Annotated in this window: 16 protein-coding genes; all 16 read right to left on the bottom strand. The window is 58.0% G+C overall.

The annotated features are described in order from the left end of the window. Nucleotides 1-106: 106 nt before the first annotated feature. The 16 genes from ftsH to speD all read right to left on the bottom strand — a co-directional run bounded on the left by ftsH (nucleotide 107) and on the right by speD (nucleotide 13,866). The gene (gene ftsH, locus B5E84_RS17900; RefSeq protein ID WP_087225621.1) at nucleotides 107-1,888 is read right to left on the bottom strand and encodes an ATP-dependent zinc metalloprotease FtsH; all 1,782 of its coding nucleotides are present in this window, start codon (nucleotides 1,886-1,888) and stop codon (nucleotides 107-109) included. A gap of 53 nt (nucleotides 1,889-1,941) precedes the next feature. Further along, on the bottom strand, nucleotides 1,942-2,466 hold the full coding sequence (gene hpt / locus B5E84_RS17895) for a hypoxanthine phosphoribosyltransferase (RefSeq protein ID WP_087225564.1): 525 nt from the start codon (nucleotides 2,464-2,466) through the stop codon (nucleotides 1,942-1,944). Then, nucleotides 2,466-3,842 carry a tRNA lysidine(34) synthetase TilS gene (tilS, locus tag B5E84_RS17890; RefSeq protein ID WP_087225561.1) on the bottom strand — a complete coding sequence of 459 codons (1,377 nt, stop codon included), beginning with the start codon at nucleotides 3,840-3,842 and terminating at the stop codon, nucleotides 2,466-2,468. Before tilS ends, hpt begins: the two co-directional genes overlap by 1 nt. 86 nt (nucleotides 3,843-3,928) lie before the next feature. After that, complete coding sequence (locus B5E84_RS17885; protein ID WP_204248616.1) at nucleotides 3,929-5,338, bottom strand: SpoIIE family protein phosphatase; 1,410 nt, start codon at nucleotides 5,336-5,338, stop codon at nucleotides 3,929-3,931. A gap of 62 nt (nucleotides 5,339-5,400) precedes the next feature. Next, nucleotides 5,401-5,667 carry a septum formation initiator family protein gene (locus B5E84_RS17880; protein ID WP_330374303.1) on the bottom strand — a complete coding sequence of 89 codons (267 nt, stop codon included), beginning with the start codon at nucleotides 5,665-5,667 and terminating at the stop codon, nucleotides 5,401-5,403. 50 nt (nucleotides 5,668-5,717) lie between these two features. Then, entirely contained in the window at nucleotides 5,718-6,071 is a 354-nt protein-coding gene (yabQ, locus tag B5E84_RS17875) for a spore cortex biosynthesis protein YabQ (protein WP_087225555.1), read from the bottom strand. Between the two features lie 14 nt (nucleotides 6,072-6,085). Beyond that, nucleotides 6,086-6,367 (bottom strand): sporulation protein YabP, encoded by a 282-nt coding sequence (gene yabP / locus B5E84_RS17870; protein ID WP_087225552.1) that lies wholly within the window; start codon nucleotides 6,365-6,367, stop codon nucleotides 6,086-6,088. A 66-nt stretch (nucleotides 6,368-6,433) separates the two neighbouring features. After that, complete coding sequence (locus B5E84_RS17865; RefSeq protein WP_087225549.1) at nucleotides 6,434-6,673, bottom strand: RNA-binding S4 domain-containing protein; 240 nt, start codon at nucleotides 6,671-6,673, stop codon at nucleotides 6,434-6,436. Nucleotides 6,674-6,677: 4 nt separating this feature from the next. Then, nucleotides 6,678-6,953: an HU family DNA-binding protein gene (locus B5E84_RS17860; protein WP_087225546.1), complete on the bottom strand. Its 276-nt coding sequence runs from the start codon at nucleotides 6,951-6,953 to the stop codon at nucleotides 6,678-6,680. Between the two features lie 63 nt (nucleotides 6,954-7,016). Further along, a complete protein-coding gene (locus tag B5E84_RS17855) occupies nucleotides 7,017-7,412 on the bottom strand; it encodes a MazG nucleotide pyrophosphohydrolase domain-containing protein (protein WP_087225543.1) in 396 nt (131 codons plus the stop codon). A 158-nt stretch (nucleotides 7,413-7,570) separates the two neighbouring features. Further along, nucleotides 7,571-8,701 (bottom strand): carboxynorspermidine decarboxylase, encoded by a 1,131-nt coding sequence (gene nspC, locus B5E84_RS17850; RefSeq protein WP_087225540.1) that lies wholly within the window; start codon nucleotides 8,699-8,701, stop codon nucleotides 7,571-7,573. Continuing rightward, nucleotides 8,701-9,903, bottom strand: coding sequence for a saccharopine dehydrogenase family protein (locus B5E84_RS17845; protein WP_087225537.1), 1,203 nt, complete (start codon nucleotides 9,901-9,903; stop codon nucleotides 8,701-8,703). Before B5E84_RS17845 ends, nspC begins: the two co-directional genes overlap by 1 nt. Before the next feature lie 33 nt (nucleotides 9,904-9,936). Then, nucleotides 9,937-10,791 carry an agmatinase gene (speB, locus tag B5E84_RS17840; protein WP_087225534.1) on the bottom strand — a complete coding sequence of 285 codons (855 nt, stop codon included), beginning with the start codon at nucleotides 10,789-10,791 and terminating at the stop codon, nucleotides 9,937-9,939. Next, nucleotides 10,781-11,632, bottom strand: coding sequence for a polyamine aminopropyltransferase (gene speE, locus B5E84_RS17835; RefSeq protein WP_087225531.1), 852 nt, complete (start codon nucleotides 11,630-11,632; stop codon nucleotides 10,781-10,783). Before speE ends, speB begins: the two co-directional genes overlap by 11 nt. Nucleotides 11,633-11,648: 16 nt before the next feature. Beyond that, the gene (locus tag B5E84_RS17830) at nucleotides 11,649-13,097 is read right to left on the bottom strand and encodes an aminotransferase class I/II-fold pyridoxal phosphate-dependent enzyme (protein WP_087225529.1); all 1,449 of its coding nucleotides are present in this window, start codon (nucleotides 13,095-13,097) and stop codon (nucleotides 11,649-11,651) included. Between the two features lie 10 nt (nucleotides 13,098-13,107). Beyond that, complete coding sequence (speD, locus tag B5E84_RS17825) at nucleotides 13,108-13,866, bottom strand: adenosylmethionine decarboxylase (protein WP_087225526.1); 759 nt, start codon at nucleotides 13,864-13,866, stop codon at nucleotides 13,108-13,110. Nucleotides 13,867-14,007: the final 141 nt, after the last annotated feature.

The following is a 14,007-nucleotide window of genomic DNA, read 5'->3' as shown; positions in this document are numbered from 1 at the left end:
AATTCAAAATCTTTTTTTATGCAAAATCACGCCCGCCTTTTTTCCCGTCCCGGAATCGGGGGAAATTTTACACAAAACCCTGGGAAAGTCCCGGGAAATCCCGTGTTCAGGCCTCTTTCACAGACTCGCTGGCCGCGAACAGGGCCTCGAATTCCTCCTGGCCGATCTTCTCCTTTTCCATCAGCAGCTTGCTGCAGGAGTGGAGCACATCCTCGTGTTTCATGATGATGGCCTTGGCCTTGGCGTAGCAGCCGTCCACGATGGATTTCACCTCGTCGTCGATCTCTCCCGCCACCCGCTCGCTGTAGGATCTGGTGTGGGCCAGGTCCCGGCCGATGAACACCTCATCGTCATCACTGCCGTAGCTGATCATTCCCAGCTTTTCTGACATTCCGAACTGGGTCACCATGGCTCTGGCGATGGCGGTGGCCTGCTTGATGTCCTGGGAGGCCCCGGTGGTCACGTCCTGGAAAATGATTTCCTCGGCGATCCGGCCGCCCATGGAGACCATGATGGTCTGGAGCATCTTGTTCTTCGTATTGAACATCTCATCCTTCTCCGGCAGAGGCATGGTGTAGCCCGCCGCCCCCGTTCCCGTGGGGATGATGGAGATGGTGTGCACCGGGCCTACGTCCGGCAGCACGTGGAATAAAATGGCGTGGCCCGTCTCGTGGTAGGCCGTGATCTTCTTCTCCTTGTCGGAGATGAGCTTGCTCTTTTTCTCCGCTCCGATGCCCACCTTGATGAACGCCCGGTCGATGTCCGCCTGAACGATGAAACGGCGTCCTTCCCTGGCTGCCACGATGGCCGCCTCATTCATCAGATTTTCCAGGTCGGCGCCGGTAAAGCCGGCTGTGGTCTGTGCCACACGGTCCAGATCCACGTCCTCCGCCAGAGGTTTCTCGCTGGAGTGGACGTTTAAGATCTCCCGCCGTCCTCTCACGTCAGGGCGGCCTACGCCCACCTTGCGGTCAAAGCGGCCCGGGCGCAGGATGGCCGGGTCCAGAATGTCCACCCGGTTGGTGGCGGCCATCACGATAATGCCTTCGTTGACGCCGAAACCGTCCATTTCCACCAAAAGCTGGTTTAAGGTCTGCTCTCTCTCGTCGTGGCCGCCGCCCATGCCCGTTCCTCTCCGTCTGGCCACGGCGTCGATCTCGTCGATAAATACGATGCAAGGGGCGTTTTTCTTCGCCTCCTCAAACAGGTCGCGGACACGGGAGGCGCCCACGCCCACAAACATTTCCACAAAGTCAGAGCCGGAAATGGAGAAGAAGGGCACTCCCGCCTCTCCGGCCACCGCCTTGGCAAGCAGGGTTTTTCCCGTTCCAGGCGGGCCCACAAGGATCAGGCCCTTGGGGATTCTGGCGCCTACGCTGGTGTATTTGTGAGGATTTTTGAGGAAGTCCACCACTTCCTCCAGCTCCTCCTTTTCCTCCTCCAGGCCGGCGACCTTGCTGAAGTTTACCTTGTTGTCCCGGCTCATGCGGGCGCGGCTGCGGCCGAAGTTCATCATCTTGGCATTGGTGCTGCCGCTGCCGGAGCGCATATTCATGAACGCGAAGATGGCCACCACTACCACTCCCGTGAGGGCGATGGGAAGAATCACCGTCATCAGGTAGCTCTCGTGCTGCACATCCATCATGTCATAGTCCACACCCTCTCTCCAGAGAATGTCCTCCAGATCCGTCACGTCGGATACATAGGATATGAACTGTTCGTCGCCGATCACATAGCGCACCTCGCCGGTGGGCGTCTCCCTGTTGGGCTGGATCTGTACTTGTTTCACCTGTCCGCTGGACAGGTCACTGATTAGCTGCTGGTTCGTCCGTTTGTTCACAAACATTCTGTTCGGCAGAATCATGGCCATGTAGATGAGCACCATCATGAGCAGGATAAAGCCGAACCCTCTGTATGACTGCTGTCTCACAAATGTCCTCCTTATTGTTCAATTACTCCAATGTATGGCAGATTCCGGTATTTCTGGTCATAGTCCAGGCCGTATCCCACCACAAATTCGTCCGGGATGGTAAAGCAGGTGTAGTCCACCTTCACCTGTTTCTTTACCCGGCGCTCCGGCTTGTCAAGCAGGGTGCAAAGGCGGATCCCGGCGGGATTTCTCTGCTTGAGCACCTCGATTAAATAAGCCAGGGTGCGGCCGGAGTCGATGATGTCCTCCACGATCAGGACCTCCTTGCCCTCCAGCGGCTCATCCAGGTCTTTTACGATCTTTACCACGCCGCTGGACACCGTGCCGCTGCCGTAGCTGGACACGGACATGAAGTCTAAGCTCACCGGCACCGTCAGCCGTTTCGCCAGCTCACAGGTAAAAAATACGCCGCCCTTTAAAATGCAGATCAGATGCACGCTCTTTCCCTCATAATCCCGGCTGATCTGAGCCGCGATCTCGCTGATCCGGGCGTTTACTTCTTCTTCCTTCAATAATACACGAATCTTATCCGCCATTATTCTTTTCCTCCGTCCACTGTCACTTCCATTATCTGTTTCGTCTGCGCCGTCACTTTATAGTATTCGCTGATCCGGTAGCCGATCATCCATATCACATGGCTTTTTTCCGCCAGCACCGGAATCCGGTCCCGCAGCCCGCGGGGAATCTTTTCGTCGATCATGTAAGCCTTCAGGCTCTTTTTTCCGCCGCCGGGGAGCTCAAAATAGTCTCCTGTCTGCCGGAACCGCAAAAACGGCACATCTTTCATTTTATCATAATCGAACCATTTCGTATACTGGTTTTTGGGAATTTCCATCCCTTTTTCCAGGGGAAACACGGAAATTCGCAGCCGGGGCAGAGCCGGTTCTTCCTTGATTTCCGGCTTTGGCCCCACGAAAAAGGCCTCGTAGCCGTTCCAGGCTCCATAGCCGCCCGGAAACTCCGTCCGTTTCCCTGCCTGGCCGCCCAGAAGGGACGCCGCCGCCTCTAAATGGACGGCTCCCACATCCCGCAGGGGGCAACCGGCCAGGCGGAGCATATGCCGGATCGCGTAGGCCCGCAGGATGGGCGGCTCCCCGGATATGGCCCAGGGCGGGATCCCCACCGACTCCCCGTCCCGGAAACAGTGCCTGGCGCACAGGTCCGCCGCCTGGGTTTCCAGGTATTCGTCCGCCTGGGCGATGAAAGAACCGGCGCGGACGATGTTGGCGGCCGCCTGGGAATTGACCCCGGCGGCCAGGGGGAGGATCTGATTGCGGATGCGGTTTCTGGTGTAGTCCGTGTCCCCGTTGGTGGAATCCTCGCACCAGGGAAAGCCGTTCTCCTCCATCCAGGCCTCAATCTCTGACCGGCTGGTCTGAATCAGCGGCCGGATGATCTCCCCGGACACCGGACGGATGCCTCCCAGGCCTTTTAGGCCGCTGCCCCGAAACAGGTTGTGGAGCACGGTCTCGGCGCTGTCGTCCCGGTGATGGGCGGTGGCGATCACACAGGGCGGGGCGTCAGGCCCCAGACTGGCCTCACGTTCTGCCCTGCGCTCCGCCGCCAGTTTCCGCAAAGCCTCGTAGCGGACCTTCCGGCCCGCCTCCTCCTCGGAGAGGCCCCATTCCTTTCCGCAGGCCCTCACGTCGGCCCGCACCGCCTGGAAGGGGACGGAAAGCTCTCCGCACAGCCGCCTGGTAAACTCCTCGTCCCGGTCCGCCTCCGCCCCCCGCAGGCCATGGTTTACATGAAGGGCCTCCAGAGTGAAGTCCATGGGGCCGGACAGGGATTTTAGCACGCGCAAAAGGCAGGCAGAGTCAGCGCCGCCCGACACGGCCGCCACGATGTGCCCGCCCTTTTCTGTCATATGATATGCCTCCATGGTGCCCCGCACCTGCCTGAAAAGCTCCATCCGCCGGTTCCTCCTGTCTTCGTCATAGACTTATGATACATGGATTGCCGGACGGTTGCAACCGGAATTTGCGGACAGATGGCCGGTCACCGTTTCCACACCCGCGCCGCCAGCACGGTCATATCGTCCCTGGGCCTGCCGTGAAAGGACCGGGCAAAGGCCAGCACCGCCTCCGCCAGCTCCTGGGGCTGGCCGTACTCCGCCCCCTCTAAAAACTCTCGCATGGAAAGCTCCTTTTCCTCCCCCGGCAGGGCGTCTAAAACGCCGTCGCTGACCATGATGATCCAGTTTTCATCCCACAGCTTTTTGGAGAGGAGCACCGGCTCCGCGCTGCCCACAATGCCGGCGGGCAGCTCTCCGGCCTCCAGCATTTCCACCCCGTTTTCCCCGTAGATGAAGGTGGGAGCCGCCCCCATTTTCATCATCTCCAGTACCCCGGTGTAGAGGTCAAAGCAGGCCAGATCCAGGGTGGCCGGATGCTGCTCGCCGCCGGTGAGAAGAAGGACCGTATTTACCATCTTTAAGGCCGCCCGGGCGGAAAATCCCGCCTCCAAAAGCTCCTCCGTCAGCTCGATTACCCGGCTGCTCTCTTTGGAGGCCGTCTCTCCGCTTCCCATGCCGTCGGACAGGCTGGCCACCACCTGGCCCGGCAGGGAGCCGTTAAAGGTAAAGCTGTCGCCGGACACGGCCTCCCCATCCCTGGGAAGGCCGGCCACTCCGTAGGTCAGCCGGTATTTGCCCTCCTCGATGAACCGGTAGGCGGCCTCCGTCCTGGTGATGACGCTGCGTCCGTCCCTGGAGGGCATCCAGGCCCCGCCCAGGGCCTGTCCCACCAGCTTGCAGGCATCCTTTGCCGTCATGCAGCGGCCTCCCACCGCCCGGATGGAGGCGCACAGCTCCCGCTGCCCGCTGCCGTACTCCAGAATCAGCAGCCGGGAAATGGCCAGCCGCTTCATGCGAAACACCCGCTTTATGGTCCGCTCTCCGGAGGGCGTCACGTCCACCGCCTGCTCCATCTGTTTGGCAAACTCCTCTAAAATCACCGCCAGCTCCCGAAACTGGGCGATCACCGTCTCCCGGCTCTCCAGAAACCTATTTTTCCAGGCCAGATTCATGGTAGCCCGGCCCAAGCTGCGGTTGATCTGCTCTATGTACTCCGCGCTCTGCCCGCAGGTCTCCAAAAAGAGCTGGGGCATATCCTCTCTGTCCACTCTCCCCTTCTGGGAAAAAGCGCCCAGCAGATAGGAGAGGAAATAGCTGTCCTCCTTTGTGCTGTCCTTGTAAATATTGCACCTGCTGCAGCTGCCGCACACCAGGTCGGCAGCCGTCCGTAAGGCCGTCAGCCCTTCTTCCCTGCCAAGCCCCCGGCCGGAGCCCGCCTCGCCGTCAAAGGAGCGGGCCAGGGAGCTTAAGGACAGGGCCATCTCATTAAGCCTTTTAGCCGTATACCCGTTCAGTTCCGCCGTTCCCCGGCGGTCCGGCTTATATTTTAACACAAAAATCCCTCCTCACCTGCATAACTCCTATTATATGCAGATGGGAGGGAAATATGCTCTAATCAGGGCTGGGAAGGCTTTAAGAGGATCTCGTCAGGATTGACCAGGCCCAGCTTTTCCTTGGCCACCTTTTCGATATACTGCTTTGTCTGGACGTACACCCGCTCCTCCTCCAGCTCCGCCGCCCGCCGTTCCTCCTCGGCCAGCTGAGCCTCCAGGCGTGCCTCCTTGACGCGGTACTCCGCGTCCTTGGCGCTCAAAGAGCTCCCCCGGATCCCCACCACCACAGCCAGGCTGCCTACTACGAGGGTGAGTCCGAGCATCGCCATCCGGTTGCCCCATTTTTCCCGTCTATGTTTTCTGGATCTCGATTTCGTGCTCATTTGTCCACCAGCTTTTTTCGTTTCTTTCTCTTTATTCTAACGGATTTTTTCAGCTTTTGCAAGAGTTTCAGCAGCCTTCGGCTGAGAAGTCTGTCATAAATGGCCATGCCGGCGGCAGCCGCGGCGATGATGTAGGCCCGCACGGTGCCGTCGTTGCCACGGTACACCAGGGAAAAGGCCGTCAGCCCGGCGTAAATCCAGTAGCAGACGTCCTCCGCCCCCACCGCCGCCGGGCAGTGGGGCACGAAAATCCGCAGCACCCGCAGCACGTCGTAGACCGCCATCAGCCACAGCCCCGTCACAAACCCCGCGCCGGAGAGGCGCAGCTCCACAAAGATCTGCTGGTTCATACGCGGCTGCCTTTCTATTTGAACAGTCTGGCAAACAGGGATTCCCCGGATTTGCGGTAGGCGTCGTTGGAGGAGTAGGCGAGGCTGTCAATGCTGCCGTCGATGTCCGTCTCCCCCTTTTCCAGGGTCAGCCGGCTCACGTGCAGGTTCTTGCCCTTGATCGTGAGAAGCCCCATGTCCGTGTCCAGCACGATCTGATTTTCGTCGAAGGAGACCACATCCTGTATGCCGGTGATAGTGCCGCCGGACCTGTTTTCCAATATGACCTTGTGGGCTCTCGTCCTGATTTCATCCATAAAAAAACCTCCTCACACATCGAAACCCCTGGTTCCAATGTATGAGGAGATACTCATTTTTATGCCTTACAGATACCGGTAAAGCTCCTTGGCCTCGTCCTTTTTCACGGTCTCCTGCACATCCAGTACCTCGACCTTCACAGACTTGGTCCCAAACTGTATCTCAATCACATCGCCGTTTTTCACGTCGTAGGAAGCTTTTGCCGCCTTGTCATTGACCAGCACACGGCCCGCGTCGCACGCTTCGTTTGCCACGGTCCGCCGCTTGATCAGGCGGGATACCTTTAAGAATTTATCTAATCTCATAAAATTATGCGTTTACCATATCCTTTAACGCTTTGCCTGCTTTGAACTTCGGAGTTCTGGAAGCCTCGATCTTCATCGGCTCGCCGCTCTTGGGGTTTCTGCCCTCTCTGGCAGCTCTCTCGGACACCTCAAACGTACCGAAACCTACTAACTGTACCTTCTCACCTTTTACTAACTCATCGGCTACTGCCTCTGTAAATGCCTTTAACGCTTTCTCCGCATCTTTCTTGGAAATTTCTGCTCTCTCTGCGATTGCTGCGATCAATTCTGTCTTATTCATTCTATTTTCCTCCTAATACTCATCTGTAGCAAGCAAACCACTACGGATTTCATAAATAATACGTCACCTATCTTTATATCTGTTTTTCCTTAGTTTGTCAAGGTTTTTTAGCTCCTCCCAGGTGGGTGTCCCGCCCTCTCCCGGAAACTCCGTCTGGCCGCCGAATACGTGGGGATGACGGAATACCATCTTGTCGCAGATGCCGTGGATCACGTCGTCGATGGTGAAGGCTCCTTCCTCCTTCGCCAGCTGGCTGTGCATCATCACCTGGAACAGCACATCCCCCAACTCCTCACACAGGTTCTCCATATCCCCGCTGTCGATGGCGTCGATCACCTCCTGGCACTCGTTTTTCAGGCACTCCTTCAGGCTCTCATGGGTCTGTGCCCTGTCCCACGGACAGCCGTTTTCAGAGCGGAGCTTTTCGGTGACGTCTATCAGGTCCTGAAACGTATACATAGCTTTCCCCCTATTTCTCGTTTCATCCGCCGGAGGGCGGAATTTGTTCTGATTCGTATGCGCAATGGCGCACACCGGCGCCGGAGCGCGGCTGCGTCAGCAGCCAGTTTCCTTTGCACGGAGTGCGCATCCCGCCGGAGGGCGCGCCTCCCCCGGCGTTACAGGCGGGATTTGAAATCCTCGTATCCAAACTGCTTTACCAGATGTTTCGTCCCGTCCTCCGCCCGCCATACGATGGACGGGAGGGCCATGCCGTTGAAGGTGTTGGTCTTTACCATGGTGTAGAGGGCCATGTCCTCAAATATCACCGGATCCCCGGGCTTTAAGGGCTGGTCGAAGGAATAGTCCCCGATCACGTCCCCCGCCAGGCAGGTGGGCCCGGCAAGGCGCCAGGTGGAGGCCTTCTCCCCCGGCTGTCCCGAATGGCGCACCGGCGGCCGGTAGGGCATCTCCAGCACGTCCGGCATATGGCAGGCCGCGGAGGTGTCCAGGATGGCGATGTCGATGCCGTTGGAAACCGTTTCCAGGACGGAGGAAACCAGGAAACCGGCGTTTAACACCACCGCCTCCCCCGGCTCCAGATAGATTTCCACCTGGTACTTCTCCTTTAACCGGCGGACGATGGATATGAGCAGCTCCACGTCGTAGTCCGCCCTGGTGATGTGGTGTCCCCCGCCAAGGTTTAACCACTTCATCCCGGAAAGGTAAGGCCCGAATTTCTCCTCCACCGCCTTCACGGTGATCTCCAGGGCATCCGCCCCCTGCTCGCAGAGGGTGTGAAAATGGAGGCCGTCCAAAAGGGGCAGAATGCCCTCGTCAAAGTTGTCCAGGGTGGTACCCAGACGGGAGCCGGGAGCGCAGGGGTCGTAGATGGCGTGGCCTTCCTGGGTGGAACACTCCGGATTGATCCGCAGCCCCACAGCCTTTCCCGCCTCCTTCGCCCGCCGTCCATACCGCCTCACCTGGTCGGGAGAGTTGAACACAATGTCGTCGGCGTATGTTAAAATCTCCTCAAATTCCTCCTGACGGTAGGCGGGGGAAAACACATGGGTCTCCCCGCCGAACTCCTCATGGCCCAGTCTGGCCTCGTAAAGGCCGCTGGCCGTGGTTCCCGCCAGATATTCCCGCAGAAGGGGATAGGCGTAGTACATGGAAAACGCCTTCTGGGCCAGCAGAATCTTGCAGCCCGCCCGCTCCTGCACATCCTTTAAGATCTTCAGGTTTTTCTTTAACAGTCCTTCATCCACCAGAAAATAAGGGGTGGAAATGTCCGCTGCCCCGCTGCTCATCAGTCCACCAGCACCGGATCGCGGTCCTCCTGCCAGGGCAGTCCCCACTTATTCAGGGCCTCCATGAAGGGATCGGGATCAAACTCCTCCACGTTGTGAACGCCGGGGGTATTCCACTTTCCGGTCATCACCATCATGGCGCCGATCATGGCGGGAACGCCGGTGGTGTAGGCCACCGCCTGGGAGCCTACCTCTTTATAGCACTCCTCATGGTCGCAGACATTGTAAAGGTAGTAATTCTTCTCTTTTCCGTCCTTTTTGCCGCGGAAAATGCAGCCGATGTTGGTCTTTCCCTTAGTGCGGGGACCGAGGCTGGCGGGATCCGGCAGAACGGCCTTTAAAAACTGTAAGGGGATGATCTCTTTTCCCTCGTACATAATGGGCTCAATGGAGGTCATGCCCACGTTCTCCAGGCATTTTAAGTGGGTCAGGTAGCTCTGGCCGAAGGTCATGAAGAAACGGATCCGCTTGATGCCGGGGATGTTTAAGGCCAGGGACTCCAGCTCCTCGTGGTGCAGAAGGTACATATCCTTCTCCCCCACCTCTTTGAAGTTATAAACCCGCTTGATCTCCATGGGTTTCGTCTCCACCCAGTGGCCGTCCTCCCAGTAGGAGCCGTTGGCGGACACCTCGCGGATGTTGATCTCCGGGTTGAAGTTGGTGGCGAAGGGATAGCCGTGGTCGCCGCCGTTGCAGTCTAAGATGTCGATGTAATTGATCTCGTCAAACTCATGCTTTAAGGCATAGGCGGAGAATACCCCCGTCACGCCGGGGTCAAAGCCGCTGCCCAGCACGGCAGTGATGCCCGCCTGCTCAAACCGCTCTCTGTAAGCCCACTGCCAGCTGTACTCAAATTTCGCCGTGTCCTCCGGCTCGTAGTTGGCCGTGTCCACGTAGTGGGTCTTGGTAGCCAGGCAGGCGTCCATGATGGTCAGATCCTGATAGGGGAGAGCCAGGTTTAACACCACGTCCGGCTTTACCTCCTGGATGAGGGCCACCAGCTGCTCCACGCTGTTGGCGTCCACCTGGGCGGTAGTGATCTTCGTCTTCGTGGTTCCCTCCAGTTTCTCCTTTAAGGCATCGCATTTGGACTTCGTCCGGCTGGCAATGCAGATCTCCTCAAATACCTCGCTGTTCTGGCAGCACTTGTGAATGGCAACAGAGGCAACGCCTCCGCATCCGATGATTAACGCTTTTCCCATTGATCATTCCTCCTGTTTTTCTTATGATTTTTCCTATTTTCCCAAAGCTAAAAGCATCTCCCGCACCAGCTTTCCGGCAGCCATGGTGGAAATTCCGCTGGGGTCGTAGTGGGGGCTTAACTCATTTACGTCGCAGGCCTTTACGTCTGCCCGGCTGCACACCAGGGTCACAGCGCGGCGCAGGGCGTCAAAGCTCACCCCGCCCGGCTCCGGCGTGCCCGTTCCCGGAAATACGGACGGATCCATCACGTCCAGATCCAGGGTGAAGTACACCGGTTTTCCCTTTAAGCGGTCCAACGTCTCCTCCAGGCCCTCAAAATCAAATTTCCTGGTGGTCACGTGGTCTTTTCCCCAGGCAAACTCCGCCCGGTCCCCGGAGCGGATGCCGAACTGGAAAATCTTCCCGTCCCCGGCCAGCTCCCAGCACCGGCGCAGCACGCAGGCGTGGGACAGGGGCATCCCCAGATAGTCCTCCCGCAGGTCGGCGTGGGCGTCAAAATGGAGCACGTGAAGGTCGGGATACCGTTTTACGGCAGCCCGGAAGGCTCCCAGGGTCACCAGGTGCTCTCCCCCCAGCATAAAGGGCCGCTTTCCGGCGGCCAGGATCTCTGCCGCGCACTCCTCGATCTGATCCAGCACTCTGGCCGTATCCCCGATGCACAGCTCCAGATCGCCGATGTCCGCCGTCTTTACCTGGCTTAAATCCTTATCCTGATAGGGGCTGTAATCCTCCAGGCCGAAGGACTCGTGGCGGATGGCAGAGCTGCCGAACCTGGTCCCCGGCCGGTAGGAGGTGGTGGAGTCAAAGGGCGCCCCGAATAAAATGGTGTCCGCCTCCGCCGGTTCCCAGTCACAGCCCATAAACGTCTCTACATTTTTACTCAACATCTTCCAGCATCTCCTCTACGTACGCGGGCAGGTAAAATGCCCCTTTATGCAGCGTCGTCGTATAATAACGGCACTTTAATCCCCTCATGTTCCACCTGGTCTCGTCCAGATGCTTTAAGGGGTGGTATTTCTTGGACGCGAACCCAAACAGCCAGTGTCCCGACGGATAAGTAGGGATGTGGGCCTGGTACACGCGGCTGATGGGGAAGGACTCCACCACCCGCTTGTGGGCCCGCTGGCAGGCCAGGGCGTCCTCCGGATAGAAGGGGCTCTCATGCTGGTTCACCATGATGCCGTCCTCCTTTAAGGCCTTAAAGCAGCTGCCGTAAAACTCCCTGGTAAACAGTCCCTCTCCCGGCCCGAAGGGGTCGGTGGAGTCCACGATGATGAGATCGTAGCAGTCCTGGCAGGAGCGGATGAATTTTAACCCGTCCTCATAGTGGATGTCCACCCTGGGATCGTCCAGGCGGCAGGCGGTCTTTGGCAGGTATTTCTTGCACACCTCCACCACCAGCTCGTCGATCTCCACCATGTCGATGTGCTCGATCTCCGGATAGCGGGTCAGCTCCCGGATCACGCCGCCGTCCCCGGCGCCGATCACCAGCACGTTTCTCACCTTCGGATGCACCGCCATGGGCACGTGGGTGATCATCTCGTGGTAGATGAATTCGTCTTTTTCCGTCAGCATCATATAGCCGTCCAGCGTGAGGAAACGGCCGAATTCCGGGGATTCAAACACGTCGATCCTCTGAAATTCACTTTTCCCGCTGTAGAGCTGCCGGTCCACCCGGATGGACAGCTTTACATTCGGCGTCTGTTCTTCTGAAAACCAAAATTCCATATGGCACCCCCTGTTGTCATTTTAACACGTTCAGCCTTTCGATGGCCGCGTCCTCCGGACCGGTCATGGAACAGCCTTTTTCTTTCGCGTACTGTATGTAATTTAAAATATCTCCGGTGATCCGCTCTCCGGGAGCCAGAATGGGGATTCCCGGCGGATAGCACATCACAAACTCACTGCAGATCCGGCCGGCCGTCTCCATAATGGGAAGGGAAACCTTCTCCGCGTAAAAGGCCTCCTGGGGCGATACCGCCACCTCCGGATCAATGTATTCCTGTTTCATCAGCCCCGCGGGATCCCGCTCAAACCGGCGGCGGATCTCCGCCAGGGCGCTCACCAGCCGCTCGATCTCCCTGGGCCGGTCCCCGATGGAAAGGTAGGCTAAAATATTTCCCAGGTCCCCGAACTCGATCTGGATGTCGTACTCGTCTCTTAACAGGTCGTAGACCTCAATGCCCGCCAGCCCCACATCCAGGGTGTTCACGGACAGTTTCGTCTCGTCGAAGTCGTAGACGCTGTCCCCGTTGATCAACTCCTTGGAGTAGGCGTAGTAGCCGCCGATGGCGTTGATCTCCCGTCTGGCGTACCGGGCCAGGCCGGCCACCCGCTTAAAGGCCTCCTCGCCTCTTAAGGCCAGGTTTCTCCTGGAAATGTCCAGGCTGGACAGCAGCAGGTAGGACGCGCTGGTGGTCTGGGTCAGATTGATGATCTGGCGGACGTGGCCCTCCTGCATGGCCGGACCGGCTAAGAGAATAGAGCTCTGGGTCAGGCTGCCGCCGGATTTGTGCATGGACACGGACGCCATATCCGCCCCCGCCTCCATGGCGGAAACCGGCAGCTCGTCGCTGAAATAGAAATGGGTGCCGTGAGCCTCGTCTGCCAGGCACAGCATCCCGTTGCTGTGGGCCACCTCTACGATGGCTTTTAAGTCGGAGCAGATGCCGTAGTAGGTGGGGTTATTGACCAGAATGGCCTTGGCGTCGGGATTTTCCCGCACCGCCTGTTTTACCGCCTCCACGCTCATGCCCAGGGGAATCCCCAGGCGGTCGTCTCCCTCCGGGTTTACATAAACCGGAACGGCGCCGCACAGCACCATGGCTCCCATGACGCTTCGGTGCACATTTCTGGGGAGAATGATCTTCTCTCCCCGCTTGGCCACGGACAGAATCATGCTCTGCACCGCCGACGTGGTCCCCCCTACCATAAGGAAGGCGTGGGCGGCGCCGAAGGCCTGGGCGGTGAGAATCTCCGCCTCCCGGATCACCGATACGGGGTGGCAGAGATTGTCTAAAGGTTTCATGGAATTGACATCCATGGACACGCATTTTTCTCCCAAAAGCCGGGCCAGCTCCGGGTTTCCCCGGCCTCTCTTATGTCCCGGCACGTCAAAGGGGACTACCCTCATTTTTCCAAATCGTTCCAGCGCCTCGTATATGGGCGCCCTCTCCTGATCCAACGGTTCCATGGCCTTCCTCCTAGTAAATATTGCATCCGCTGAAGATCTCGATCATCTCTCTCCGCAGATTGTTCATAATCTCCAGCCTGACCTGGGGCGGCAGCTCGTACACGTCCGTCTTAAACAGGTAGTTCTGGAGGTCGATATCCTTGATCATCATTCTGGTGTGGAATATGTTCGCCGCGTAGACGTTGATGTCCGCCGCGTCATATTTCTTTAAAATGTCCGGGGAAATGTAGTCCTGGATGGACGTGACCCGGTGATCCATAAAGAGCTTTCTGCCGTTTACATCCCTGGTAAAGCCCCGCACCCGGTAATCCATGGTGATGATGTCCGAGTCGAAGGAGGAAATCAGGTAGTCCAGGGTGGACAGGGGCGTGATTTCCCCGCAGGTGGCCACATCAATATCCACCCGGAAGGTAGCCAGGCAGGTCTCCGGATGGTACTCCGGATAAGTGTGCACCGTCACGTGGCTCTTGTCCAGATGGGCCAGCTGAGTCTCCCCGGCAGGGATCATGGACCCTTCCGCGATGAGGATGGTCACCGATGCCCCCTGAGGCTCGTAGTCCTGGCAGGATATGTTGAGCACCTTGGCCCCGATCATGTCGGTGAGCGTCGTCAGAATGTTTGTGAGACGCTCGGAGTTGTACTGAGAATCAATGTAGGCGATGTAATCCCTCTGTTCTCTCGCAGTCTTTGCGTAGCATACATCGTAGATGTTAAAGCTCAGCGCTTTCGTCAGATTGTTAAAGCCGTACAGTTTAAGCTTTTCTCCCATAGCGCTTCTTTCCCCTTTCCTGTTAAAAAAGTGTGCGCTTGGCGCACACTCGCGCCGGAGCGCGGCTGCGTCAGCAGCCATATTCCTCTGCGCGGAGTGCGCCTCCCGCCGGAGGCTTTTGTGTCATAGGGAACGCAGTTT

The sequence above is a fragment of the Lachnoclostridium sp. An14 genome (assembly GCF_002160755.1).
Lineage (GTDB): Bacteria > Bacillota > Clostridia > Lachnospirales > Lachnospiraceae > Lachnoclostridium_A.
The sequence above is the reverse complement of the archived record's forward strand: the minus strand, read 5'-3'. Positions and strand labels throughout refer to the sequence as shown.